The 23,117-nt window shown below is 54.8% G+C and carries 22 protein-coding genes and 1 riboswitch; of the genes, 19 read left to right on the forward strand and 3 right to left on the reverse strand.

Annotation, left to right across the window (positions count from 1 at the left end; translation table 11 throughout):
• Positions 1–29 precede the first annotated feature (29 nt).
• Together FN037_RS08180 and spt are read left to right on the forward strand one after the other, a co-directional pair.
• Positions 30–290 carry an acyl carrier protein gene (locus tag FN037_RS08180; protein WP_138362340.1) on the forward strand — a complete coding sequence of 87 codons (261 nt, stop codon included), beginning with the start codon at positions 30–32 and terminating at the stop codon, positions 288–290.
• Positions 277–1,449, forward strand: coding sequence for a serine palmitoyltransferase (gene spt, locus FN037_RS08185; RefSeq protein WP_138362341.1), 1,173 nt, complete (start codon positions 277–279; stop codon positions 1,447–1,449). The genes FN037_RS08180 and spt overlap by 14 nt, the downstream gene beginning before the upstream one ends.
• A 60-nt stretch (positions 1,450–1,509) precedes the next feature.
• On the opposite strand, the gene FN037_RS08190 is transcribed toward spt, so the two are convergent.
• Entirely contained in the window at positions 1,510–2,241 is a 732-nt protein-coding gene (locus FN037_RS08190) for a dTMP kinase (RefSeq protein WP_142501972.1), read from the reverse strand.
• A gap of 368 nt (positions 2,242–2,609) precedes the next feature.
• On the opposite strand from FN037_RS08190, the gene FN037_RS08195 reads away from it, so the two are divergent.
• The 17 genes from FN037_RS08195 (at position 2,610) to FN037_RS08275 (ending at position 20,066) form a co-directional block, all read left to right on the forward strand.
• Positions 2,610–3,335 carry a hypothetical protein gene (locus FN037_RS08195; RefSeq protein ID WP_185929238.1) on the forward strand — a complete coding sequence of 242 codons (726 nt, stop codon included), beginning with the start codon at positions 2,610–2,612 and terminating at the stop codon, positions 3,333–3,335.
• Positions 3,336–3,365: 30 nt separating this feature from the next.
• The gene (locus FN037_RS08200) at positions 3,366–4,121 is read left to right on the forward strand and encodes a hypothetical protein (protein ID WP_138362344.1); all 756 of its coding nucleotides are present in this window, start codon (positions 3,366–3,368) and stop codon (positions 4,119–4,121) included.
• 131 nt (positions 4,122–4,252) lie between these two features.
• A complete protein-coding gene (locus FN037_RS08205) occupies positions 4,253–5,581 on the forward strand; it encodes a lipopolysaccharide biosynthesis protein (RefSeq protein WP_142501973.1) in 1,329 nt (442 codons plus the stop codon).
• Between the two features lie 4 nt (positions 5,582–5,585).
• Positions 5,586–6,452: a hypothetical protein gene (locus FN037_RS08210; RefSeq protein ID WP_138362346.1), complete on the forward strand. Its 867-nt coding sequence runs from the start codon at positions 5,586–5,588 to the stop codon at positions 6,450–6,452.
• A 24-nt stretch (positions 6,453–6,476) separates the two neighbouring features.
• Positions 6,477–7,067, forward strand: a complete 591-nt coding sequence (locus FN037_RS08215; RefSeq protein WP_138362399.1) for a YtfJ family protein — start codon at positions 6,477–6,479, stop codon at positions 7,065–7,067.
• Positions 7,068–7,070: 3 nt separating this feature from the next.
• The gene (lptF, locus tag FN037_RS08220) at positions 7,071–8,141 is read left to right on the forward strand and encodes an LPS export ABC transporter permease LptF (protein WP_142501974.1); all 1,071 of its coding nucleotides are present in this window, start codon (positions 7,071–7,073) and stop codon (positions 8,139–8,141) included.
• Entirely contained in the window at positions 8,138–9,217 is a 1,080-nt protein-coding gene (lptG, locus tag FN037_RS08225) for an LPS export ABC transporter permease LptG (protein WP_142501975.1), read from the forward strand. The genes lptF and lptG overlap by 4 nt, the downstream gene beginning before the upstream one ends.
• Positions 9,218–9,463: 246 nt before the next feature.
• Positions 9,464–9,862 carry a hypothetical protein gene (locus FN037_RS08230; protein ID WP_138362349.1) on the forward strand — a complete coding sequence of 133 codons (399 nt, stop codon included), beginning with the start codon at positions 9,464–9,466 and terminating at the stop codon, positions 9,860–9,862.
• 244 nt (positions 9,863–10,106) lie between these two features.
• The gene (locus FN037_RS08235; RefSeq protein ID WP_138362350.1) at positions 10,107–11,141 is read left to right on the forward strand and encodes a LacI family DNA-binding transcriptional regulator; all 1,035 of its coding nucleotides are present in this window, start codon (positions 10,107–10,109) and stop codon (positions 11,139–11,141) included.
• Positions 11,142–11,325: 184 nt separating this feature from the next.
• Positions 11,326–12,249: a TIM barrel protein gene (locus FN037_RS08240; RefSeq protein ID WP_138362351.1), complete on the forward strand. Its 924-nt coding sequence runs from the start codon at positions 11,326–11,328 to the stop codon at positions 12,247–12,249.
• A gap of 15 nt (positions 12,250–12,264) precedes the next feature.
• Complete coding sequence (locus tag FN037_RS08245; protein ID WP_142501976.1) at positions 12,265–13,437, forward strand: Gfo/Idh/MocA family protein; 1,173 nt, start codon at positions 12,265–12,267, stop codon at positions 13,435–13,437.
• A gap of 158 nt (positions 13,438–13,595) precedes the next feature.
• Positions 13,596–13,697: riboswitch (TPP riboswitch) on the forward strand.
• A 69-nt stretch (positions 13,698–13,766) separates the two neighbouring features.
• Positions 13,767–14,462 (forward strand): TenA family protein, encoded by a 696-nt coding sequence (locus FN037_RS08250; RefSeq protein ID WP_142501977.1) that lies wholly within the window; start codon positions 13,767–13,769, stop codon positions 14,460–14,462.
• Positions 14,459–15,187 (forward strand): ABC transporter ATP-binding protein, encoded by a 729-nt coding sequence (locus tag FN037_RS08255; protein WP_185929239.1) that lies wholly within the window; start codon positions 14,459–14,461, stop codon positions 15,185–15,187. Before FN037_RS08250 ends, FN037_RS08255 begins: the two co-directional genes overlap by 4 nt.
• Positions 15,184–15,924 carry an ABC transporter permease gene (locus tag FN037_RS08260; RefSeq protein WP_142501978.1) on the forward strand — a complete coding sequence of 247 codons (741 nt, stop codon included), beginning with the start codon at positions 15,184–15,186 and terminating at the stop codon, positions 15,922–15,924. The genes FN037_RS08255 and FN037_RS08260 overlap by 4 nt, the downstream gene beginning before the upstream one ends.
• 25 nt (positions 15,925–15,949) lie before the next feature.
• A complete protein-coding gene (locus tag FN037_RS08265) occupies positions 15,950–16,885 on the forward strand; it encodes an ABC transporter substrate-binding protein (RefSeq protein ID WP_142501979.1) in 936 nt (311 codons plus the stop codon).
• Positions 16,886–17,189: 304 nt separating this feature from the next.
• Positions 17,190–18,575 (forward strand): diaminobutyrate--2-oxoglutarate transaminase, encoded by a 1,386-nt coding sequence (locus tag FN037_RS08270; RefSeq protein WP_138362356.1) that lies wholly within the window; start codon positions 17,190–17,192, stop codon positions 18,573–18,575.
• A 9-nt stretch (positions 18,576–18,584) separates the two neighbouring features.
• Positions 18,585–20,066: a pyridoxal phosphate-dependent decarboxylase family protein gene (locus FN037_RS08275; protein WP_185929240.1), complete on the forward strand. Its 1,482-nt coding sequence runs from the start codon at positions 18,585–18,587 to the stop codon at positions 20,064–20,066.
• Positions 20,067–20,288: 222 nt separating this feature from the next.
• On the opposite strand, the gene FN037_RS08280 is transcribed toward FN037_RS08275, so the two are convergent.
• Both FN037_RS08280 and mrdA read right to left on the reverse strand, forming a co-directional pair.
• Positions 20,289–21,032: a glutamine amidotransferase gene (locus tag FN037_RS08280; RefSeq protein ID WP_138362358.1), complete on the reverse strand. Its 744-nt coding sequence runs from the start codon at positions 21,030–21,032 to the stop codon at positions 20,289–20,291.
• 104 nt (positions 21,033–21,136) lie between these two features.
• Positions 21,137–23,056, reverse strand: a complete 1,920-nt coding sequence (gene mrdA / locus FN037_RS08285; RefSeq protein ID WP_171034920.1) for a penicillin-binding protein 2 — start codon at positions 23,054–23,056, stop codon at positions 21,137–21,139.
• Positions 23,057–23,117 lie beyond the last annotated feature (61 nt).

Consider the following 23,117-nt stretch of genomic DNA (forward strand, 5'->3'; position numbering starts at 1 on the left):
ATTCCCAACAGAGGTGTGTCAACATTCTTATGCTAAATCGCGATGCTGTGATGGATTATATCCTGACGTGTTTACAAAGTATCGTCGAAGGCGGATTGGAAATAAAACCTGATAGCGATCTCGTCAATGATCTTGGACTGGAATCCATCAGAGTATTGAATCTGCTGATGATGCTGGAAGATAAATTAGATATCTCCATTCCTATCAATATATTGCTTGATGTCAGAACGCCAGAGCAATTGCTTGACGCGCTGCGCCCTTATCTGGAGAAAAGCCATGGGACTTTATGACAAATTTTCACGACTCGCCAACGATCGTGTACAGTTTCAAACTTCCGGCCTCAATCCGTTCGGCACCTGCATTGATGAAGTCTATTCGGCGACCCGCGGACGCATCGGCGATCGTCAGATTATCCTCGCAGGCACCAATAACTACCTCGGCCTGACCTTCGACGCCCAGGCCATCGCCGAAGGCCAGGCGGCAATGGCCGCACTGGGCACCGGCACCACCGGCTCCCGCATGGCGAACGGCAGCTACGGTTCGCACCTGATGTTAGAGCAGGAACTGGCTGATTTCTTCGATCGCCCCTGCGCGATCGTCTTTTCCACCGGCTATACCGCAAATCTCGGCGTCATCAGCACGCTGGCGGGACCGGGTTCGGTGGTGCTGATCGATGCGGACAGCCACGCCAGCATTTACGACGCCTGCGCACTCGGGGGCGCGGAGATTATTCGCTTCCGCCACAATGACGCCGAGGATCTGGGCCGCCGCATGCTGCGCCTGGGCGAACGCGCCCGCGAGGCGCTCATTATTGTTGAAGGCATCTACAGTATGCTGGGCGATGTCGCGCCGCTGGTAGAAATTGTCGAAATTAAGCGACGCTTAGGCGGTTATCTGCTGGTAGATGAGGCGCACTCATTTGGCGTGATGGGGGCTAACGGCCGCGGCCTGGCTGAAGCGCTGGGCGTTGAACAGGATGTTGACATTATTGTCGGGACGTTCAGCAAAAGCCTGGCTTCTATCGGCGGTTTCGCCGTCGGCGGCAAGGAGATGGAGGTGTTGCGCTACAGCAGTCGCCCGTATATTTTTACCGCCTCGCCGTCGCCCTCCAGCATCGCATCGGTACGTTCGACGCTGCGAAAAATTGCGCATCATCCCGAATTGCGGGAAAAACTGTGGAGCAACGCGCAGCGCCTGTACCGGGGGCTCGTCGCGCTGGGATATACGCTGGGGCCGCGCATCAGCCCGGTCGTTCCGGTGATAATCGGTTCTAAAGAAGAGGGTCTGCGCTTCTGGCGCGATCTGATTGACAGGGGCGTGTATGTCAATCTGGTTTTACCGCCTGCTGCCCCGGCGGAGATGACCCTGCTGCGCTGCAGCGTCAATGCCGCACACAGCGATGAAGATATCGACGCGATCATCCATGCCTTTGCGGTACTGAAACAGTAATCCCCTCCGCTACCCCGGCGGCGATGCCTGAAATGCCATCGCCGCCCTTGAGTAAAACCATTAATGCATAACGGCAGATGTCTCATCAGCCGAATAACCATACCCTTGCGTCGCCATAAATTCGGCGATGGCTTTTTCCGTCATCGCGATCACCTGTTCAATCGGCTGATTAGCATCGATATTTACGATATCTGCACCGTCAAAAGTCAACAGCGGCGTGACGGCGATTTTTTTCTCCAGCGACGCTTTACGATGATCGGGCTTACGTGCGCAGGCCACTTCCAGGTCAACATTCAGCTTAATGACTAAATCCGGATGATGCCCCGCCATCCACTGAAACGCCGCCCGTTCGCGGTCTGCCAGCCATCTGACAAGGCGGCTCCCTTCAACGTTTAACGGGAATACCGTGCCGTCGTAGGCGCCGGGGATCTGCGCCTGCGGAAAACGGTCGGTCAACACAATAAATCCTTGCCGACGAAACGCCAGCATCCGACGAAAGCGCAGCAACCGGCGCACCACGAAAATGCTAATCACCAGCGACGGCAGCAAACCAGGATTCGATTTTGCCATTTTGACTTTTTTACTATTGCGCGCGATCTCCTTGCCAACCAGACTTCCCAACAGAGGAAGCCGGGATGCCGCACGCCCGACATTCCCCGCCTGTTTTCCCAGATGAACCCTGACCGCCGGCCCATATCTTCTCATATAGCCGATCACATGTTCACACACGGTGGACTTACCCGAACCGTCACAGCCAATTACCGCGATCAGCGGCGGAAATTTTGTACTCATAATATGATCCTATGCCAAATAAACGAAAACGGTGTGCCACTGTTGATGCGAAACAACGCTTACGTCGCCAGAGATTTGGTGCGCGGGGCAACATTACGACGTCGCACCAAATAGCACAAAAAATTAAACTATTATTGAAAATATCTGCTTTCGTCACCCATCTGGTACGCCGATAATTAACATAAAAAGCGAAATCCCCCTCTTCGCAAATAATTAGCACAAAATAACAAGAAAGCTTACTCCAGATATCAACCGGGAATAACGAGAGGAAATAAAAGGCGTATTATTATCGTGGCAGACAACAATAAATATCTTGAACCCAATGTGGATTGGAATACAATGGTTTTTTTCGCATTGGATCAATTATTGTGAGTCAGCAAATAAGATCGGGATCTCATCATACGCCCTTGCGCGTAATTGCGATAACGGGCTGTGACGGCTCAGGAAAATCAACCTTAGCCGCCAGTCTGACCCGCGCTTTATCGGCACAAAGACCGACGGAACAACTTTATCTTGGTCAGTCGTCCGGGCGTATTGCCGAATGGATCGCTTCCCTGCACATTATTGGTGCGCCGTTCTCCCGTTATTTGTTGGCGAAATCCAGACGCGTGCATGAATGTCCTTCCACACCGCCGGACAACGCAACGGCGCTGGTGATTTTTTTACTCTCATATTGGCGCGTTTATAAATTTCGCCGCATGTTAACAAAAAGTCGCCGAGGTATATTGCTGATCACCGACCGTTATCCGCAGGCGGAAGTTGCCGGGTTTCGGTTCGATGGCCCGCAACTGGCAAAAACGGTCGGCGGTAACCGCTGGGTTAGCTGGTTAAGAAAGCGCGAGCGACGCCTGTACCAGTGGATGGCCTCTCACTTGCCTTTATTATTAATTCGTCTGGATATCGATGAACAAACGGCGTATTCACGCAAACCCGACCATCCACTGTCAGCCTTGCGTGAAAAGATCGCCGTTATCCCGCACCTGACTTTTAATGGCGCAAAAATACTGGATTTAGACGGTCGTGAACCAGCGAATAAAATTTTTAATGAAGCACTGCGTGCAATTCAAATTTCATTGATGGCCGCCAGTGTGTAGCTGACAAATAACTTTTTCGTACTGAAACAGATGAAAAAAAATAAACGCCCCTTTCCCCCGGATTCGTCTTCCGCCTGTATCACCGGGCTTATTGCCGTGGTGGGCAGCGATGGTACAGGAAAGTCCACGCTGACCGCCGATCTGGTCAATAGCCTGCGACAATATTGCACAACAGAGCGGCGTTATTTAGGGCTGATATCCGGCGAGGATGGCGACAAAATCAAGCGTCTGCCTTTCATCGGCGTCTGGCTGGAGCGGCGCCTGGCGGCTAAATCCGATAAAACCCAACGGATGAGTAATAAGCCGCCCGCGCTCTGGGCTGCGTTGATCATGTACGGATTTTCACTGTGGCGCGCATCTAATCTGCGGAAAGTATGCCGGCTGGCGCAGAGCGGCGTGCTGGTGATCAGCGATCGCTACCCGCAAGCAGAAATTTCCGGCTTTTATTACGATGGGCCCGGCATTGGCGTGGAGCGTGCAAAAGGCTGGCTGCTGACGCGGCTGGCGGCACGCGAACGCCGTTTATATCAACGTATGGCCCAGTACCGGCCAGAACTGATCATTCGTCTTAATATTGACGTCGATACGGCTTTTGCACGCAAGCCGGATCACAGTTATGAAGAGCTGAAAGACAAAATTGCCACCATGGTGCGCCTGCAATACAACGGTTCACGCATTATCGAACTGGACGCCAGAGCACCCTACGATGACGTGCTGAACAACGCGCTCAATGCCATATCCGCTATCGCATTTCCCACCCCGCGAATGAGCCGCGCTTATCAGTAGCGATGTCGTGCAACGGTAGAAAAGTCGATGGCCGGGGAAACGCCGATTCTGGTGGTTAAACAGATGCAGAGAAATATTATGATCAGGCAGCGCAAGAGACGAGAAAATAACCCTAACGGCTGGTTTTTGTCATGAAACGGTGGTTTTCCGACGGCGCTTTTCGCTCCATTCTACGTAACGCCGCATATTTAGGTTCCGGTAGTGTGGCCAGCGCGCTGCTCGGGTTACTGGCGCTGTCGTGCGCCGGTAAAGGCATGTCGCCCGACATGTTCGGCGTGCTGGTCGTGATTCAGGCTTATACAAAAGCGGTGAGTGACTTTATCAAATTTCAGACATGGCAATTTGTCGTTCAATTCGGCACGCCGGCTCTGGAGCAGCAAAACACCCGACGCTTCCGCGACGTCATCGCCTTTTCATTCGGTCTGGATATTGCGAGCGGCGCCGTCGCCATACTGGGCGGGATGCTGCTGCTGCCTTTTTTGGCCCACTCCCTCGGGCTGAATACGCAAAGTTTCTGGCTCGCCATGCTGTACTGTACCCTCATTCCCTCAATGACATCATCGACCCCAACAGGAGTGCTGCGCGCCTTTAATCGCTTCGATTTAATCGCCGTGCAGCAGGCCATTAAGCCTTTCCTGCAGGCCGTTGGGAGCGTCATTTCATATTACCTGGATCTGGGGTTTCCTGGGTTCATCATCACCTGGTACGCCTCTAATCTCGTCGGCGGCACGTTATTCTGGTGGTTCACCGCGCGTGAGCTGCGCCGTCGGCAGATCCACGGCGCGCTGAAACCGCGCCTGTTCAATACCGCGCGTCGCATTCATGGCGCGTGGAATTTTGTCTGGACGACCAATATTGCCCATACCATTTGGGCTGCGCGGAACTCATGTACCACCGTGCTGGTTGGTGTGGTGCTGGGGCCCGCCGCCGCCGGGCTGTTTAAAATTGCGATGACCTTCTTCGATGCGACAGGTACTCCGGCGAAACTTCTGGAGAAAAGTTTCTACCCGGAAATCATGCGCCTTGATCCCCGCACAACCAGACCGTGGCTGCTGGGACTGCGCTCCGCGCTGCTGGCTGGCGGTATTGGCATCGCCGTCGCACTGCTGGTCATCCTGGTGGGTCAGCCGCTAATCGCCGCGGTTTTCGGTCATCAGTATCTGGAAGCCTATGATCTTATTGAAATCATGTTGGGGGCGATCATCGTTTCAATGATCGGCTTCCCGCAAGAATCTTTACTGTTCATGGCAGGCAAGCAGCGCGCTTTCCTCATCGTGCAGGCTATTTCCGCGGCGTCCTACATTACGCTACTCCTGACAATGTCGTACGCCTTCGGCGTGCAGGGCTCCGCCTTCGCTTATTTACTAGGGCAATGTTTAGACGTTCTGTTATCCCTGATACCGACGATCAGTGCCTATCGCAATCGCTATATGTTAGGGCTGAATGTGCCCAGAGAGTAAAGTCATGACCGCGAATAATACCTGGAAAAAATTCTCCGCTGAAACCACGCAGGCGCTATTTGTCGCAGTGGAAGAAGACGATCTGGTTGAGGCTCAAATCAGCCTGCCGCAACATATTGAGCTGCAATGTTCCCCTGAGAGCATTCGTGACAACTACGCGCTGTGCCTGCAGTTCTGGGAGGACGGGTTTTCCCGTCAGGAACTGTTGCAACTGGTGAATAGCTTCCTGAAAGCTCCGCAATCGGAGGCAACCCGTATGCGCTACAAATATATTCGCGCACGCTATAAGCATTTACGTTTTGCCCTGCAGCTTTACAGTGTACAGCATCGTGCCAACCGTCTGTTTCACAGCACGACGGTGGTGCTCGGCCATTTTCAGGATGCGTTTCGTAACGGCAACCGGAAAAACATGCGGTTTTATGGCAATCAGTTGCGGCTGCTTCTCAGCAAACCGGTCTGGTCGTGCGTGCGTTACAGACTGCGCCATACGCGGCTGGAAACCGAGAATGGGTTTATCGCCTACCGTCTGCAACAGATGCGGCTGCTACGGTTGTTAATCGCCAGCCAGAAACTCACCGGCAAGCAGTTTCATGACGTGCGAAAAATCATCAGTCGACAAGTCTCTTTTTACGACACGCTGCGTTCAATCGACCCGGATAATCGGGAGGCCCGACAGATCTCGCGTTTTCTGGCCGCAATTAACGGGTTAATGGGCGATCGCCATGATGTGATGGTGGCGGATAAGCTGGCCGGCGGGAATGGTTACGACCAACCCGCGCTGTTGGATATCGATATCCGCCAGCGGCTGGAACAACTTCTTGACCGGTTTCCCCTGTCACTTTCGGCGCCCGCGATAATCGCGGACAGATAACAATGGCTATTCCCCGGAGGCATGATGACGTTACGTAGAGTGCTGACCATTGTTCTGCTACTGTCTCCGCTGATGGCATCAGCGCATAATTTCATTCATGGCGAACCGGTCGCGCCGATCGCGATTGACGATCGCGGTGAGCTTCTGCTGAGTCAGGGCCATTTCAGCTACAGGCCGTGGCGAAGCGCGCAATTGGCGGGCAAGGTGCGCGTCATCCAGTACATCGCGGGCCGCACGTCCGCCAAAAAGAAAAATTCGCTGCTGATCGCCGCCATCAAGGAAGCGAATCTTCCCGACGACCGCTTCCAGCCTACCACTATCGTCAACACCGACGATGCCATACCGGGTTCCGGCTTTTTTGTTCGAGGAAAAATCGAGAAAAATAAACGGCATTACCCGTGGGCACAATTTATCGTCGATAGCGATGGTCTTGGGCGCAAGGCCTGGCAACTCCCGGAGGAGAGCTCCACCATCATCGTCCTGGATAAGGCCGGTCGCGTGCAGTGGGCGAAAGACGGCGCGCTGACGCCGGATGAAGTTGATCAGGTCATCGCCCTGCTGCGCAGGCTGATTGACCGTGATAAGCCACATGAGACAATCGCCGGGAGCCCGTGACGCATGTCGCTGATTGAACGTTACATCATGGTTGAGATTCGTCGACTGGTGATAATGATCGCCGGTTTTCTCATCTTCATGTTTGCCAGTTACTCCGCCCAGCGCTATCTTACCGATGCCGCCAATGGTACCCTGGCGCTGCGGGTCGTCGCCGATGTGGTTTTTTATAAGACATTGATTGCATTAGAGATGATACTGCCCGTGGCCCTGTACGTCTCCGTGGCGGTCGCGCTGAGCCAGCTCTACAGCGATGCGGAAATTACCGCCATGCAGGCGTCAGGCGCCAGTCCGCTACGGCTGTACAAAGCGGTTCTGATACTTGCCATTCCGCTGGCGACAGGGGTCACGCTGCTCTCAATGTATGGTCGCCCCTGGGCTTACGCCAATATTTATCAGCTGCAGCAAGAGTCACAATCGATGCTGGATGTCAGCCATTTGCAGGCTAACAAATTCAACGTTAGCGGCAATGGCCGCATGATCCTCGCCAGCGAGATTGACAAAACAGCCAGCCGTCTGACTGAAGCCCTGATATACCTGCGCTCCGCCAGTCATACGCACCTGTACCGTGCGCACTCGGTTGAGGTGATCGACGCCTCCCCCGGTAACCCCGTCGTTCGGCTGAAAACGGGCTCCGCCTATGTACTGGATCGCCAGGGGCGCGATGACAATGCGCAGAATTACGTCAGCTACGATATTGCGCTGAAGCCGCTCATCCCCGATCCTGAGTTCAGGCATAAATCTGCCTCCCTGATCGCATTGGCGCACTCCGTCGATCCGGCCGACACGGCGGAACTGCAATGGCGGGAGAGCCGCGGGCTGATAACAGTGCTGATGGTACTGCTGGCGATCCCTTTGAGCCGCACCAGACCACGACAAGGCCGCTACGCCACGCTGCTTCCCCTCACCCTCATGTTTACCGTGATTTTCTACGGCGGGAACATTTGTCGCACACTGGTGGCTAACGGTAGCCTGCCGGTGGTCCCCGGCATCTGGCTGGTTCCGCTGGTGATGGCGCTCGGTATGGGCGCGCTGCTCGCGCGCGATGTATCCCTGCCGTGGAAAATATCCCGATGACGATTTTTAGCCGCTATCTGATCAGTAACGTGTTCATCGGGTTCGCCGCCGCAGCTGGCCTGCTTCTCCCGCTGTTTACCACCTTTACGTTGATCAATGAACTTGAGGACGTCACGCCTGACGGTTATCGCTGGACCCAGGCGCTGTATGTGACCGTCATGACGCTGCCCCGCACTCTTGTGGATTTGGGGCCCTTTATCGCGCTGCTCGGGGGGATCGTCGGGCTGGGGCAGCTTGCCAAAAGTCTGGAATTGACGGCGATCCGCGCTGCCGGTATGTCGATCTTCAACATTGCGCTGGTGATGCTCTCCGCCGGGCTGTTGATAAATGTCTCGTTAGGCGCTGTCGATGAATGGGTGGCATCGCCGCTACAACAACGAGCCCTGCAGATGAAAAACAGCACTCTGGCACAATCGAATGATGACGACGCTTCCGTCAACGCGCTATGGGCACGACGAGGTAACGAATTTGTGACCGTGAAGTCCCTTGATAAAAATGGCCAACCGGTGGGTATTGAAATCTTTCATTATCAAGCCGATCGCTCGCTTGAGTCCTATATTTACGCGGAAAAGGCCAGCACCGCGGCCAATGGCATCTGGCTGCTGCACAACGTGATGCAAAAAAACTGGCAAGATAACAGAGAGACCGTTCAAAGGCGCGACAGCCTGCTCTGGCATTCACTCTTTTCCGGCGCTCGTCTGAATGAGCTCATTCTGCCGCCCGGCAGTTTTTCCATCCGGCAACTGGATCACTATATTGATTATCTGCACGATTCAGGGCAGCCGAGCACCGAATATCGTCTCGCGCTATGGAAAAAACTGGGGCAGCCCATTTTGGTTCTGTCCATGATTCTGTTGGCCATTCCGTTTACTTTTACCATTCCGCGCGCGCCCGGACTGGGCAGTCGATTAGCTATTGGCGCGATCGTGGGCCTGCTCACCTATATTACCTATCAGATCGTGCTCAACCTGGGGCTGCTTTTTTCCCTTAATGTCCCTGCAGTGGTTCTCGCGCCTCCCATATTTATCTTGTTACTCGCTTTAGCCCTCGTTTACCGTTTTGATCAAAAACATTAATGGTCACATACAGGCAGACTGCGCAATGCCATCTGTAGCGAAAATGCGGCCCCGTATGGAGCCGAATTGTTGTTGACGTACATTGGAACCGGGTATGACGGGTACAGCGGGCAGATTGCCATCCTCAGACATCGTCTTTAAGATAGCTGGCCTGACGCTATACTTTGAGCCTGTTCAACCTGGGTCGCATCACTTGCCATTTAGCCCCCCGAAGGGACAAGCAATTAAATAAGGCAATCAAAACAGATGAAAGCGAATGTGAAATACGAGTTTCACCACTTCGGCATTCCCGTGCAGGATGGTAAGGAAGAGGGTATTTTCAGCGAAAAAGCAGGCATGTACACCACGGATAATCCCGGGCGCTTCCGGGTGCAATGGCACCGTTTTACGGACGACTCTCCGTTACATCCTTTAATCAAAACGGTCCCACACGTTGCATTTAAAGTAGATTGTCTTGCCGATGCCCTAAAAGATGAGGAGATACTGCTTGGGCCTTATGAACCCATCGATGATTATTTTGTCGCAATAATTAATGATGCCGGCGTGCCCATTGAACTGATTCAGACATCGTTGACTGATGAAGAGCTATGGTTGCGAGCCAGAACCGGGAAAGGCCATCTGTACCGACAAGATATCGAACCGTGAAATCACGATGACAGACATGGCGAAATATGCCCGTACAGATGAAAAGTCAGGAACAACGCCGCAACCACTGGTGGTTTACCTTTTGTTCTCAGCGGTTACAAACAACGTTGCCGGATAAATGACGCCCCTAATATGCATAGTCTGATGTACTGTCCGATGGCGTTGTTTAAACCCAGGACTGCGGGCTTTTTTACCGAAAGAAATAATGATAGATTTTTATCATTATTTTCTGAGGGGAATATCAATGTCAGCGAAAAAAGTCACCATGACAGATATAGCCAGGGATGCCAAAGTCGGCATTGCCACCGTTGACCGGGTGCTCAATAAACGTACCCCCGTCAAAGCAAGTACCGAACGTAAAGTGCTTGAAGCCGCCCGTCGGCTAGGATTCGCGCTGGAACAATCGCGCTATCGGCAGGCTGGCGGTCAGTCAGCGGTAACGCTGCGAATGGGGTTTATTCTGCTTCAGCAATCACACTCATTTTATCATCAACTGGCGCAGATGCTTGAGCAGGCGGCCATGCCCTGGCATAACCCGACGCAGCCTCCCGTTTTTCTGCATTACGATATTAACGCCATCGATGACATGGTGGCCGCCATCGACCGTCTGAGCGATGAAGTGGATGTGATCGGCATTGTCGCGCTGGACAACCCGCTGATCCGCCACGCGATTACCCAGGCCATTGATAAAGGCGTTCGCGTTTTTACCCTGCTCTCTGACATGGCTGTGGCGCAACGCACTGGCTATATCGGTCTGGATAATCAAAAAGCGGGCCGCACCGCCGGTTGGGCGATCGACAGGCTTTGTCGCCATGAAGGAGAAATTGGCATCATCATCGGTGATAATCGGTTTATCTGTCAGGAGAGTTGCGAAATTAGCTTTCGTTCATATCTGCGCGAACACGGAAAAGGCGAGCGGGTGCTGGAACCGGTACGCAGCTATGAACGTGCGGATATAGCCCGGCAGGTAACGGATGCCATGTTGCGAGATTACCCTTCCCTGACGGCGATTTACGCCCCTTGCGGCGGCGTTGAGGGGATTATTGACGCGCTACAGGCGCATCAGCGCCAGCATCAGGTGATGCTGATTTGTCACGGCCCGGTGGAAAATGGCGAACTGGCGTTAATTGATGGCACTATCGATCTGATGATCACGCACCGCCTGCCCGCACTCGCAGACGCAACCATAAACGCATTTCTCCAGGCCAGCGGTCAGTCACAGGCAACCTTTATCAACGCCCTGCAGCCGTTCGACCTCCTCACCAAAGAAAATCTCTGATCGCCATGGCGCGGGCATTTCCTCGGCGCGCCTTCTCCCGCCTCATTTTGATAAAAAACCATCAAATAGAACATCAAAATAAACCTTGAATAACATCAAAAAAATAAAAATTCGATGTTGTTGAATTTGAAATATTCATTCAATACTGATGCCGCTTTCATCGCACACTGAAAAGGAATCCGTCATGACCATACATATTGCCAACGCGCCGTGTAGCTGGGGCGTCGATGATCCCAAAAATCCTTATCTGCCGCCTTTCAAGAAAGTGCTGCAGGAAGCCGCCACCGCGGGCTATAAAAGTATTGAATTAGGGCCCTGGAGCTATCTGCCAACCCAGGCCAGTGAACTCAGCGCAGCGCTGAATAAACAAGGGTTATCTCTGGTTGCCGGGACGATCTTTGATGATCTGGTCAGCGAAGAGAACTTCCCGAATATCGTCGAACTGACGCATAACATTTGCCGTAATTTATCGCAGGTCCCCGTTGCGGAAAAAACAGCGGGTAATCCTTTCCAGCCTCCTTACCTGGTGATCATTGATTTCGGTAATCCCCAGCGAGCGCAATATGCCGGGCGTAGCGAGCTGGCGCCGCGACTGTCTCCTGCCGACTGGCAGCAGATGATTAACCATATTGTCATCATCAGCAAACTGGCATGGCAGGAGTACGGCGTCCGTCCGGTCATTCATCCCCATGCGGGCGGCTGTATCGAATTTGCCGATGAGATTGACCTGCTGGCGACGCAAATCCCCCACGACATCGCCGGTCTGTGTCTCGATACCGGCCATCTTTATTACTCTGGAATGGATCCCGTCAGCTGGCTGGATCGTCATTTTGACCGCCTTGACTACCTGCACTTCAAAGATGTTGATCCGAACGTGTTTGAAAGCGTGATTTCCCGTGGCATCGACTTCTTCTCCGCCTGCGCTGAAGGGGTGATGTGTCCGCTTGGCAGCGGCGCAATTGATTATCCGGCGGTACGGGCGTTTCTGGAAAAACGCGGCTATCAGGGCTGGATAACCATTGAGCAAGAGCGCGATCCGCGCAATGTTGAAGGCAGCTTACAGGCCGTCACGGAAAGCCTGCGCTACCTGCGTTCCGTTGGCTTTTAATCTGGAGAGAAGAGAATGATTAATGGAACAAAACCCGTAGGCAGATCGTTACGCTGGGGCATGGTTGGCGGCGGTGGAAGCAGCCAGATCGGCTATATTCACCGTTCTGCGGCGCTGCGCGACGGCGCTTTTACTCTGTTAGCGGGCGCATTTGATATTGATGCCGAGCGTGGGCGTGAATTCGGTCAGCAACTGGGCGTGGAAGCCGGACGCTGCTATGCCGATTACGAAACCCTGTTTCGTGAAGAAGCGACGCGGGAAGACGGTATCGAAGCGGTCTCCATCGCCACGCCGAACAACACCCACTACGCCATTTGCCGTGCGGCGCTGGAGGCCGGATTGCATGTGGTTTGTGAAAAACCGCTGTGCTTTACCGCCGAAGAAGCGGATGCGCTGGTAGCGCTTAGCGAAAAACAACGCAAAATCATTGGCGTGACTTACGGCTACGCCGGTCATCAGATGATTTTGCAGGCGCGACAAATGATTGAGCAGGGATTGCTGGGCGAGATCCGCATCATCAATATGCAGTTCGCACATGGTTTCCACGCGCAGCCGGTAGAGCTGGAAAACCCGAGCACGCGCTGGCGGGTGGATCCGAAATTTGTCGGGCCCAGCTATGTATTAGGTGACTTAGCCACTCACCCGCTGTTTCTGGCGGAAACCATGGCGCCAAAACTCGCCATCACGCGTCTGATGTGCTCTCGCCAGAGCTTTGTCAAAACCCGTGCGCCGCTGGAGGATAACGCCTATGTGCTGATGGAGTACGACAACGGCGCTATCGGTTCAATGTGGTGTTCAGCGGTAAACTGCGGCTCGATGCACGGCCAGAAAGTGCGTATCGTCGGTGAGAAAGCGAGCCTGGAGTGGTGGGATGAGCAACCCAATCAGCTGCGTTATGAAATTCAGGGCGAGCCGGTGCGTATTCTCGAACGCGGGATGTCCTATCTCGACCCGTTGGCTTTACAGGACGATCGCATTGGCGGCGGTCACCCCGAAGGCTTATTTGAAGCATGGTCGAATTTGTACCGCCGTTTCGCCATCGCGATGGACGCCACCGATCGTAATGACCGCGCCCTGTTGGATAATTTCTGGTATCCGGACGCCAAAGCCGGTGCGCTCGGCGTGCATTGGGTGGAAAACTGCGTACGTTCAGCGGATGACGGCGCCCGCTGGGTTGAATTTCGCTAATGATCCCCCTGTGCGTGCTCGCCCGGCAGCACTGTGCTGACCGGGCCTGGCGCAGCCGGTTCATTCACGGGCTTTACCGGGCCTGAAAAAAGGTGACAACGTCACCTAATCTTGTCACATCACAGGATTGTAATCAAAAAGCGAATATCGTATAACAAGGGCCAACCGAGGGGTGTCCTGTAAGGACTGAGATGGCGCGAGCCGAACCCTTTGAACCTGATCTGGGTCATGCCAGCGAAGGGACGGGTCGGCATTTTCGCCAGTTTTGCGCCACTGCCTGTTCACACTTCTGACAGCACGCCCGGATCTCCCCGTTATCAGGAGGTCCAGTGATTCTTCCCGCGTTCACCCAGGGTATTTATGGTCGTCTGCGTCAGCAGGCCAACGCTGACTGGCAGCACTATGTCGCTCACCCCTTTCTCCGGCAACTCGCTGCAGGCACCCTGCCCGAAATCGCTTTTCGCCGTTACCTGACTCAGGATTATCTGTTTCTGATCCACTTTGCCCGGAGCTATGCGCTGCTGGTGAGTAAACTGCAGACGTTGCCAGAAATGCGCGCCGCCGCCGCGTCGATGAACGCCATTCTTGACGAGCTCCCGCTACATGTAGACTACTGCACAGGATGGGGTCTGGATGAGGCGACAATGGCGGCCACACCTGAAGCCGTGGAAACCGTCAACTACACCCGTTACGTACTGGATATCGGTCACGCCGGCGATACGCTGGATCTGTTGACGGCGCTGATGCCTTGCGTTGCCGGATACGCCGAAATCGGCCTCGGCTTACTGCACGATCCCGCCACGAAACTCACCACCAACCCCTATGCGTCCTGGATCCGTAACTATGGCGATGAGGGCTATCTGCGCGGGGTTAATTCGGCTATTAATCTGCTGGAAACCGTGTGGCAACAACGTGGCGGCGAAGCCCGATTTGCTGAACTCAGCCGCATCTTCACCACCGCCACGCGGCTGGAGGCCAGCTTCTGGCAAATGGGACTCAATGCCGTCACGGAGTGCGCAACGTGATAGCGCCGGGTATCGAGGTGCGCAACCTCAGCTTACGTTTTCACGCCCGGCAGATCTTCGACAACCTCTCATTTGATATTCCTGGCGGTCAGTGGGTGTCTCTGCTGGGGGCCAGCGGCGTGGGGAAAACCAGCCTGCTGCGCATTATCGCCGGACTGGAGCAGGCGACGGCGGGTCATGTTCGCGCCAGCGATGGCCAGCCGATGGCAAAACGTCTGGCCTGGATGGGGCAAAAGGATCTGCTCTATCCCTGGCTAAGCGTGCGTGACAATGTCTCCCTCGGCGCGCGTCTTCGCGGCGAACCCATTGATGACACGCGCGTCACCACGCTGTTAAGGCGGGTGGGTCTCGAACACTGCGCCAGCGACCGGCCATCCTCTCTGTCGGGGGGAATGCGCCAGCGGGCGGCCCTGGCGCGCACCCTTTATGAAGATCGCCCCATTGTATTGATGGACGAGCCCTTTTCAGCGCTCGATACCCTTACCCGCACGCGAATTCAAACCCTGGCCGCCGAATTGTTAGTGAACCGTACCGTGATGCTTATCACCCACGATCCGATGGAAGCCTGCCGACTCAGCCATCGCCTGCTGGTACTCTCGCCCGCTGCCGGAGGAATTGACGATACGCACCGCTTATCCGGCATGCCGCCCCGAGCCTGTGACGATCCGCAGGTATTAACCAGCCAGGCGGAGCTGCTGCAACAGCTAATAAGGGCCAACGGATGAACGCTAAACTGTTGCGCGGCGGCGTGGTGTTCTGCGGCCTGCTGCTGCTCTGGTGGCTGGCGAGCCGTAGCGGAATTCCGGCCTTTTTGCTTCCTTCACCATCAGCGGTGGCCAGCGCGTTGTGGTTCAACCGGGGTTACCTGGGCTGGCATACGCTGATCACCCTGAGCGAGATCCTCTGCGGCCTCACGGCTGGCGTGCTGCTCGGCGTCGCGCTGGCGCTATGTATGATCGTCTCGCCGCGTATTCAACGCTGGCTAATGCCGCTGGTGCTGACCAGTCAGGCGATCCCGGTCTTTGCCCTCGCCCCGCTACTCGTACTGTGGTTTGGCTTCGGCATAAGCGCCAAAGTGATGATGGCGGTGCTGGTGATTTTCTTCCCCGTGACCTCGGCATTTTTTGACGGGCTGCGGCGGGTCAACCACGACTATCTCGATCTGGCGCGCACCATGGGGGCATCTTTTGGCGCGCAGTTGCGCCATGTGCGCATGATGGCGGCCCTTCCGGCTCTTGCCTCCGGCCTGAGAATGGCCGCGGCCGTCGCCCCCATCGGGGCGATTATCGGCGAATGGGTCGGCTCAGCCGAAGGCCTGGGCTACGTGATGCTCAATGCCAACGCGCGTCTGCAGACGGATATCTGTTTTGCGGCGCTGTTTATTTTAGTGCTGCTGACGGTCCTGTTATGGCTGACAGTGGATGCTTTTCTACACCGGCTGATTAACTGGGCGCCGGAATAATGACGCTTTTATATAAGGAGTAACCATGCGTAAATCTGTACCCGCCGCAATAACCCTCACCGCGCTGCTCTGCGGCCAGGCGCTGGCCAACGAGAAACTCACCCTGGTGCTGGACTGGTATATCAACCCGGATCACGCGCCGATCATGGTGGCCGAACAGATTGGCGCCTTTAAAGAAGCCGGACTGGACGTCACCATTGTGCCGCCATCGGACCCGGCGTTACCGCCGCGACTGGTGGCCGCTCATCAGGCCGATCTGGCGATCACCTATCAGCCGCAGGTGCATTTTTTTGCTGATGAAGGGCTGCCTCTGGTGCGCGTCGGTACGCTGATTAATTCACCGTTAAACACGGTAATTACCCTGGATAAAGACATCAAAACCCCGGCCGACCTGCAAGGCAAGAAAGTTGGCTATTCGGTTAGCGGTATTGAACAGGCGACGCTGGCAACCATGGCGCAGTATGCGCATATCGACCCCAAAAGTATCAAACTGGTCAATGTTAACTTCCAGTTAACCAGCGCCCTGCTAGCCGGCCAGGTCGATGCGGTCATTGGCGGCTATCGTAATATAGAAGCGCTGGAGCTGAAGCTGCAGGGGAAAGATCCCGTTGTGATGAACGTCGAGGATTATGGCGTACCGGCCTACGATGAACTGGTGATCGTCGCCAACCGTGACGAGGTCAACGCCCCGAAAATCAAGAAATTCCTTGCCGCATTGCAAAAAGGGGTCACTTATCTGCGCGCCCATCCTCAGCAGACCTGGCTGGCCTTTGCCGACGCGCATCCTGAACTTAACACCGAACTGAACAAGCAGGCCTGGCTGAAAACCCTCCCCCTGTTTGCCGTCAATCCGGCGGCGCTGAATAAACCGCGCTATGAAGCCTATGAACAGTTTTTATACACCAACAAGTTAGTTAAAAAAATTACCCCGCTGACAAATTATGCGGTTGAACTGCATTGAGTCATGGCCTTGCTGGCGGAATCGTTCCACCGGCAAGGGCAGCATCGCGGTAATAAAAGTACGTTATTTTTAACTAAAAATGACAATTTAAAAGGCCTTGGGCTATTTAATAATTAATAACAATATCAATAAATTAAAGGTCTATCCGTTAAAGTAAGAATAATGAAAAAATACCTTAATAAATAAAACGTTGAATGCAAATTTAAAAAGCCATATATTGTGCGCGCCTTATGCATGGCAATTCAATTTTTTACACCATTTTATTCAACCCGCGTTCAAGCGAAACACGGGTTGTGGGAGTGATATGATGACGGATAAAGTCCGTATTGATACTTTAGGCGCAGATTTATTAGATGCAAACAACGATACCTTTTTGGCCCGTCAGGCTGAATTCGAGTCGAATGTCAGGAGCTACCCGCGCAAACTGCCGTTGGCGATTACTAAAGCGGAAGGCGTCTGGCTGACCGATGCGGATAACAAGCAGTATCTGGATTGCCTTGCCGGCGCCGGTACTCTGGCTCTCGGCCACAACCATCCTGATGTGTTACAAAGCATCCAAAGTGTCATTACCAGCGGCTTGCCGTTACATACCCTCGATCTGACAACACCGTTAAAAGATCGCTTCTCTGAATACCTGCTCTCTCTGTTACCGGGCGAAGGCAAAGAATACTGCCTGCAGTTCACTGGCCCGTCCGGCGCTGACGCCGTGGAAGCGGCGCTGAAACTGGCGAAAAAATACACCGGTCGTTCTTCCGTAATCAGCTTCTCCGGCGGCTACCATGGGATGACCCACGGCGCGCTGTCCGTCACCGGTAATCTGTCGCCGAAAGCGGCGGTGAACGGCATGATGCCGGAAGTGCAGTTTATGCCTTATCCGCATCAGTATCGCTGCCCGCTGGGTATCGGCGGCGATGCGGGCGTAAAAGCACTGGCCTACTACTTCGAAAACCTGATCAACGACGTGGAAAGCGGCGTGCGTAAACCGGCGGCGGTGATCCTGGAAGCCGTTCAGGGGGAAGGCGGCGTGAACCCGGCGCCGGTCGAGTGGCTGCAGCGCATCCGTAAAGTGACTCAGGAACACGGCATTCTGTTGATCATCGATGAAGTTCAGGCAGGCTTTGCCCGTACCGGTAAATTCTTCGCCTTTGAACATGCAGGCATTGAGCCGGACATCATCGTGATGTCAAAAGCCGTTGGCGGCGGTCTGCCGCTGGCCGTTCTCGGTATTAAAAAGCCGTTCGATGCCTGGGAACCGGGTCACCACACTGGGACTTTCCGCGGCAACCAGCTGGCGATGGCGACCGGCCTGACCACCCTGCGCTATCTGAAAGACAACCATATCGCCGATAAAGTCGCCGCCCAGGGCGAGTGGCTGAAAGGCAAACTGGCGGAAATGCAGAAACGTTACCCGGTTATCGGTCACGTGCGCGGTCTGGGTCTGATGATCGGTATTGAAATCGTTAAACCGAACGAAGCGCCGGACCATCTGGGTAGCTACCCGGCGGATGGCGAACTCTCTGCGCTGTTGCAGAAGAAGTGCTTTGAAGCGGGTCTGATCCTTGAGCGCGGCGGTCGTAACGGCTGCGTACTGCGTCTGCTGCCATCCCTGCTGATCAGTAACGCGGAGCTGGAGATCTTCTTCGATAAATTTGAACAGGCCCTGCTGGGCGCCGGCGTAAAACCGGTCTGAGTGGAGCGAATGACCGCAATGTCAAAATTGAATCCAGTTCTCGCCGGTACCACGCAGAGCATTGACGCCTACCAGCAGGCGATCGCCCAGAGCAGCCAGGCGGTAGCGCAGTGGCTGCAGCAGCCTGAGATGTATCAGGGGAAAAGCGTTGACGAATTACGTCAGCGCATCCACCTTGATTTCAATGAACAAGGGCTCGGCAACCAGGCGGCAATTGACCGGGCGATCGAGTTTTTCCTCAAAGACAGCCTGTCGGTACATCACCCGCATTGCGTGGCGCATCTTCACTGCCCGAGCCTGGTGATTAGCCAGGCGGCGGAAGTGCTGATTAACGCCACCAACCAGAGCATGGACTCCTGGGATCAAAGTCCGTCAGCGACCCTTATCGAAATTAAGCTGATTGAGTGGCTACGCACCCAGGTCGGCTACGGCGCTGGCGATGCGGGCGTGTTCACCAGCGGCGGCACTCAGAGCAATATGATGGGGCTGATGCTGGCGCGTGATGCCTTCTTCGCCCGCCAGGGTCATTCGATCCAGCAGGAGGGGCTGCCGGGCGATATCCGTCAGTACAAAGTGCTGTGTTCAGAAAACGCCCACTTCTCGGTGCAGAAAAATATGGCGTTGATGGGCCTCGGCTACCGTTCCGTGACGCTGGTGAAAACCGATGAGTTCGCCCGGATGGACATAGCGGACCTGCAAGCGAAGATCGCGCAGGCGCAGGCCAACGGCGAACAGATCATGGCGATTGTCGCCACCGCAGGCACCACCGATGCGGGGGCAATTGACCCGCTGCGGGCCATTGCTGCAATCGCCGCCGAACACCAGATCTGGCTGCATGTTGATGCTGCCTGGGGCGGCGCGCTGCTGATGTCTGAAAAGTATCGCGACCGCCTGGACGGTATTGAGTTAGTGGATTCCATCACCCTGGATTTCCACAAACAGTTCTTCCAGACCATCAGCTGTGGCGCGTTTCTGTTAAAAGAAGCCCGTCACTACGAGCTGATGCGCTATCAGGCCGCGTATCTGAACTCCGAATTCGATGAAGAGCACGGCGTACCGAACCTGGTGTCTAAATCGCTGCAAACCACCCGTCGCTTCGATGCGCTGAAGCTATGGATGGGCCTGGAAGCACTGGGCCGGAAGCAGTACGCGGAGATCATCGATCACGGCGTGACCATGGCGCTGAACGTGGCGGAATATGTCGAAACTCAGCCGTCGCTGGAACTGGTGATGCAGCCGCAGCTGGCGAGCGTGCTGTTCCGTTCTCGCCCTCACCAGATGGCGGGCAGCGATGATATGACCATCGGCCTGCTCAACCAGCGTGTTGGCGATGCGCTGCTGGCGACTGGTCGCGCCAACGTTGGCGTGACCGAGCACAAAGGCGTGACCTGCCTGAAACTGACGCTGCTGAACCCCCTCGTCACGTTAGATGACATAAAGGTTCTGCTGAGCCTGGTGGAACGTACCACTGAGGAGTTGCTGGCGCAATAACCTTATTTTCCGGACACTGCTATACACCTTTCTGCCGGGTGGCGGCTGACGCCTTACCCGGCCTACAACACCAATAGTATCATTGTGGTACGTATTTCCCACAGGCCCGTGCAAGCGAAGCGCCGCCGGGCGGTTGCGGAAAAATGCGCGATGTCAGCAATCGTATGCCGATAACTCACCTTATCGGCTTTTTATTCCCCTGCTTCCCTCCGACGCCCCTCGTTAAGCCGTTTTCAGATCCGGCGTCAGATAGTGAGCGATAAAACGGGTCAAAACAGCAGATGCCTCAGGGCTCTCCACCACTTCGCGACTCAGCTTTTCTGGATCAATCCCCTCATTGCGCAGCGCCGTCTGGCGCCAGGCAATCAGCGAGCGGGCAATCGCCGGGGTAATTTCCGGGTGGAACTGAGTGGACACGGCATGTTCGCCATAACGGACAATCTGGTGCGGATCGTGCCGGGAAGAAGCCAGCACCGTCGCCCCTTGCGGTAGCCTGATCACCGTCTGCATATGGGTAAGATGTGCGCTGAAAGAGGCCGGTTGCTTCGCCAGCAGGCTATCCTTAATCCCACGCTCAGACAGTGAAATAGTTTTGCTTCCCGCCTCGCGCCCTGCCGGGTGATAATCCACCTCACCGCCCAGCGCGTGTGCCATGAGTTGATGCCCATAGCAAACGCCAAACAGCGGCATCGCCATCGTCATCGCTTCACGGATCCATTCGGCGGTCATTTCACTCCACGGCAGACGCTCAGTTACCATGTCCCAGGAGCCGGTGATCACCGCCACCGTATCCTTATCGGGCGCGGGAAGCGGTTCCCCGGCAAACACCCGCGCGACGCGGATTTTATTGCGCCAGGGCGCAAGTAAATGGCTAAACCAGACAGGAAGATCGCCATGGTCGGAAATGATTTCAACCGGCGGAGTACCAGTTTGCACAAGAAGCAATGTTTTTCGGCTTAACGACATCAGAGCGCCTTTTTCAGAATCATCCAGAACCCTACTATGAGCAAAAGCGCAGACGGCGGCAAATAACCAATCCGTCATCGCTTATGACCAGAGTGAATAACGGCCTACCGCGCATCGGCGCTCTCCACCTGCGGCACGTTCGCTCCCGCGCCACCGTCCTGTGATGCACTGGCCGGATCAAAGATATGGTCGAGAATCTTACGTGCAGTCGGCCCGGCCACCACACCATCGCCGCCGCCGTTTTCCAGAATCAACGCCATCGCCACCTTCGGATGCTGATACGGCGCAAACAACGTATAGAAAATATGGTCGCGCAGACGCACCGGGATCATTTTCGCGTTATAGGTCTGGTTCTCCTTGAGGCTGAAGACCTGGGAAGTACCGGATTTTGCCGCAATCTGGTACGGCGCAGTGTGAAACAGCTTATATCCGGTACCGTTCGGCAGATTCGCCATGCCGTACATTCCGTTACGCACAATCCCCCAGTAAGGTGAATGCGGATCGCCAATCTGTGGAAGATTCTGCGGTTGCTGGTAGCGTTCAATCATATTGCCTTGCTTCATGGAATAGAGCAGATGCGGGTTTTTCACCTTACCGTTGTTAATCAGGGTAGTCAGGGCCTTCACCATCTGAATTGGCGTCGCAATCCAGTAGCCCTGGCCGATGCCGACGGAGATCGTGTCTCCCTGATACCACGGTTTTTTATGTACCCTCAGCTTCCACTCCCGGCTCGGCAGCACCCCGGTATACTCTTCATTCAGATCGATCCCCGTTGACTGTCCGTAGCCAAACTTACTTAACCACTCATGGATACGGTCGATCCCCATTTCATACGCCACCTGATAGAAAAACGTATCCGCCGACTCTTCAATCGCTTTGGTAACATTTAGAATACCGTGACCGCTCTTCAGCCAGTCGCGATAGCGGCGCTGCGTGCCCGGCAGTGTCCAGGTCGGCCCGCCAAAAAACGTCGTGGTAGGGGTGATGACGCCCGCGGACAACGCCGACAGCGCCATATAGGGTTTCACCGTTGATGCGGGTGGATACAGCCCCTGGGTCACGCGATTAATCAGCGGGCGATCCGGATTATCCAGTAGCGCGCGATAAGCCTGATAGCCAATCCCCCTGACGAACGGGTTTGGATCATAGCTGGGGCTGGAAACCATCGCCAGCACTCCGCCATCGCGCGGATCGACGACGACGACCGCCGCACGCTGCCCCTTCAGCACCGATTCGATATACTGCTGTAAATGCAGATCCAGCGTCAGGTAGATGTTCTTTCCGGCCACCGGCGGGACCTCTTTCAGCAGGCGTACCACCCGACCATGGTTATCCACCTCAACTTCCTGATAGCCGGTGGTGCCGTGCAGCGCTTTCTCGTAGTAGCCTTCAATGCCCTGCTTGCCGATATTGTGGTCGGCGGCATAGTTCTCCGCTTCGCCCGCTTTCGCCAGCTTTTGCAGATCGCTGTCGTTGATTTTCGATACATAGCCGACCACGTGCGCCAGTTCCGCGCCATAGGGATACCGGCGCTGCTGGTAACTTTCAATGGTCACGCCGGGGAAACGAAACTCATTGACGGCAAAACGCGCCACTTCAACATCGCTGAGATCGGATTTTAAGGTCACCTCTTTATAGCGGCTGTTGTGCTGCATGTCGTCGCGGAAATCGGCGATATCTTGTGGGGTGAGATCGATAATCGGCGTTAACTGCCGCAGGAGCGCCTTCATATCGGCGATTTTGCTCGGGATCACCTGTAAACGATACAATGTAACATTTTGCACCAGCGGAATACCGTTACGATCGAAAATCAGCCCCCGGCTTGGCGCGATGGGCAGCATCTTGATGTCATTCTGGTTTGAGCGGGTCTGGTAAAAGTCGTACTGATCTATCTGGAGGTGATAGAGATTGACAATCAGAATAACAAAGCAGACCACCACCACCAGAAAAGCAATTACGGCACGGCGGATAAACAGCATCTTTTCCGCTGAGTGGTCGCGAATTTCATCTCTCATTAGGGACATTAGCGGTCGTTTACCTGGGTTACAAAGGGCCTGAAAATGGAAAAGCGGGGAAGAATAACGT

The organism is Klebsiella sp. 2680 (genome assembly GCF_900198535.1).
Lineage (GTDB): Bacteria > Pseudomonadota > Gammaproteobacteria > Enterobacterales > Enterobacteriaceae > Klebsiella > Klebsiella indica.

Bases quoted from the DNA above. Each gene is read 5' to 3' on its own strand.
- FN037_RS08215 (WP_138362399.1), top strand. From the start codon at position 6,477: ATGACGTTACGTAGAGTGCTGACCATTGTTCTGCTACTGTCTCCGCTG.
- FN037_RS08190 (WP_142501972.1), bottom strand. From the start codon at position 2,241: ATGAGTACAAAATTTCCGCCGCTGATCGCGGTAATTGGCTGTGACGGT.
- FN037_RS08240 (WP_138362351.1), top strand. From the start codon at position 11,326: ATGACCATACATATTGCCAACGCGCCGTGTAGCTGGGGCGTCGATGAT.
- FN037_RS08260 (WP_142501978.1), top strand. From the start codon at position 15,184: ATGAACGCTAAACTGTTGCGCGGCGGCGTGGTGTTCTGCGGCCTGCTG.
- FN037_RS08180 (WP_138362340.1), top strand. From the start codon at position 30: ATGCTAAATCGCGATGCTGTGATGGATTATATCCTGACGTGTTTACAA.
- FN037_RS08280 (WP_138362358.1), bottom strand. From the start codon at position 21,032: ATGTCGTTAAGCCGAAAAACATTGCTTCTTGTGCAAACTGGTACTCCG.
- FN037_RS08210 (WP_138362346.1), top strand. From the start codon at position 5,586: ATGACCGCGAATAATACCTGGAAAAAATTCTCCGCTGAAACCACGCAG.
- lptG (WP_142501975.1), top strand. From the start codon at position 8,138: ATGACGATTTTTAGCCGCTATCTGATCAGTAACGTGTTCATCGGGTTC.
- FN037_RS08270 (WP_138362356.1), top strand. From the start codon at position 17,190: ATGATGACGGATAAAGTCCGTATTGATACTTTAGGCGCAGATTTATTA.
- FN037_RS08230 (WP_138362349.1), top strand. From the start codon at position 9,464: ATGAAAGCGAATGTGAAATACGAGTTTCACCACTTCGGCATTCCCGTG.
- lptF (WP_142501974.1), top strand. From the start codon at position 7,071: ATGTCGCTGATTGAACGTTACATCATGGTTGAGATTCGTCGACTGGTG.
- FN037_RS08245 (WP_142501976.1), top strand. From the start codon at position 12,265: ATGATTAATGGAACAAAACCCGTAGGCAGATCGTTACGCTGGGGCATG.
- mrdA (WP_171034920.1), bottom strand. From the start codon at position 23,056: ATGTCCCTAATGAGAGATGAAATTCGCGACCACTCAGCGGAAAAGATG.
- FN037_RS08235 (WP_138362350.1), top strand. From the start codon at position 10,107: ATGTCAGCGAAAAAAGTCACCATGACAGATATAGCCAGGGATGCCAAA.
- FN037_RS08265 (WP_142501979.1), top strand. From the start codon at position 15,950: ATGCGTAAATCTGTACCCGCCGCAATAACCCTCACCGCGCTGCTCTGC.
- spt (WP_138362341.1), top strand. From the start codon at position 277: ATGGGACTTTATGACAAATTTTCACGACTCGCCAACGATCGTGTACAG.
- FN037_RS08205 (WP_142501973.1), top strand. From the start codon at position 4,253: ATGAAACGGTGGTTTTCCGACGGCGCTTTTCGCTCCATTCTACGTAAC.
- FN037_RS08275 (WP_185929240.1), top strand. From the start codon at position 18,585: ATGACCGCAATGTCAAAATTGAATCCAGTTCTCGCCGGTACCACGCAG.
- FN037_RS08200 (WP_138362344.1), top strand. From the start codon at position 3,366: ATGAAAAAAAATAAACGCCCCTTTCCCCCGGATTCGTCTTCCGCCTGT.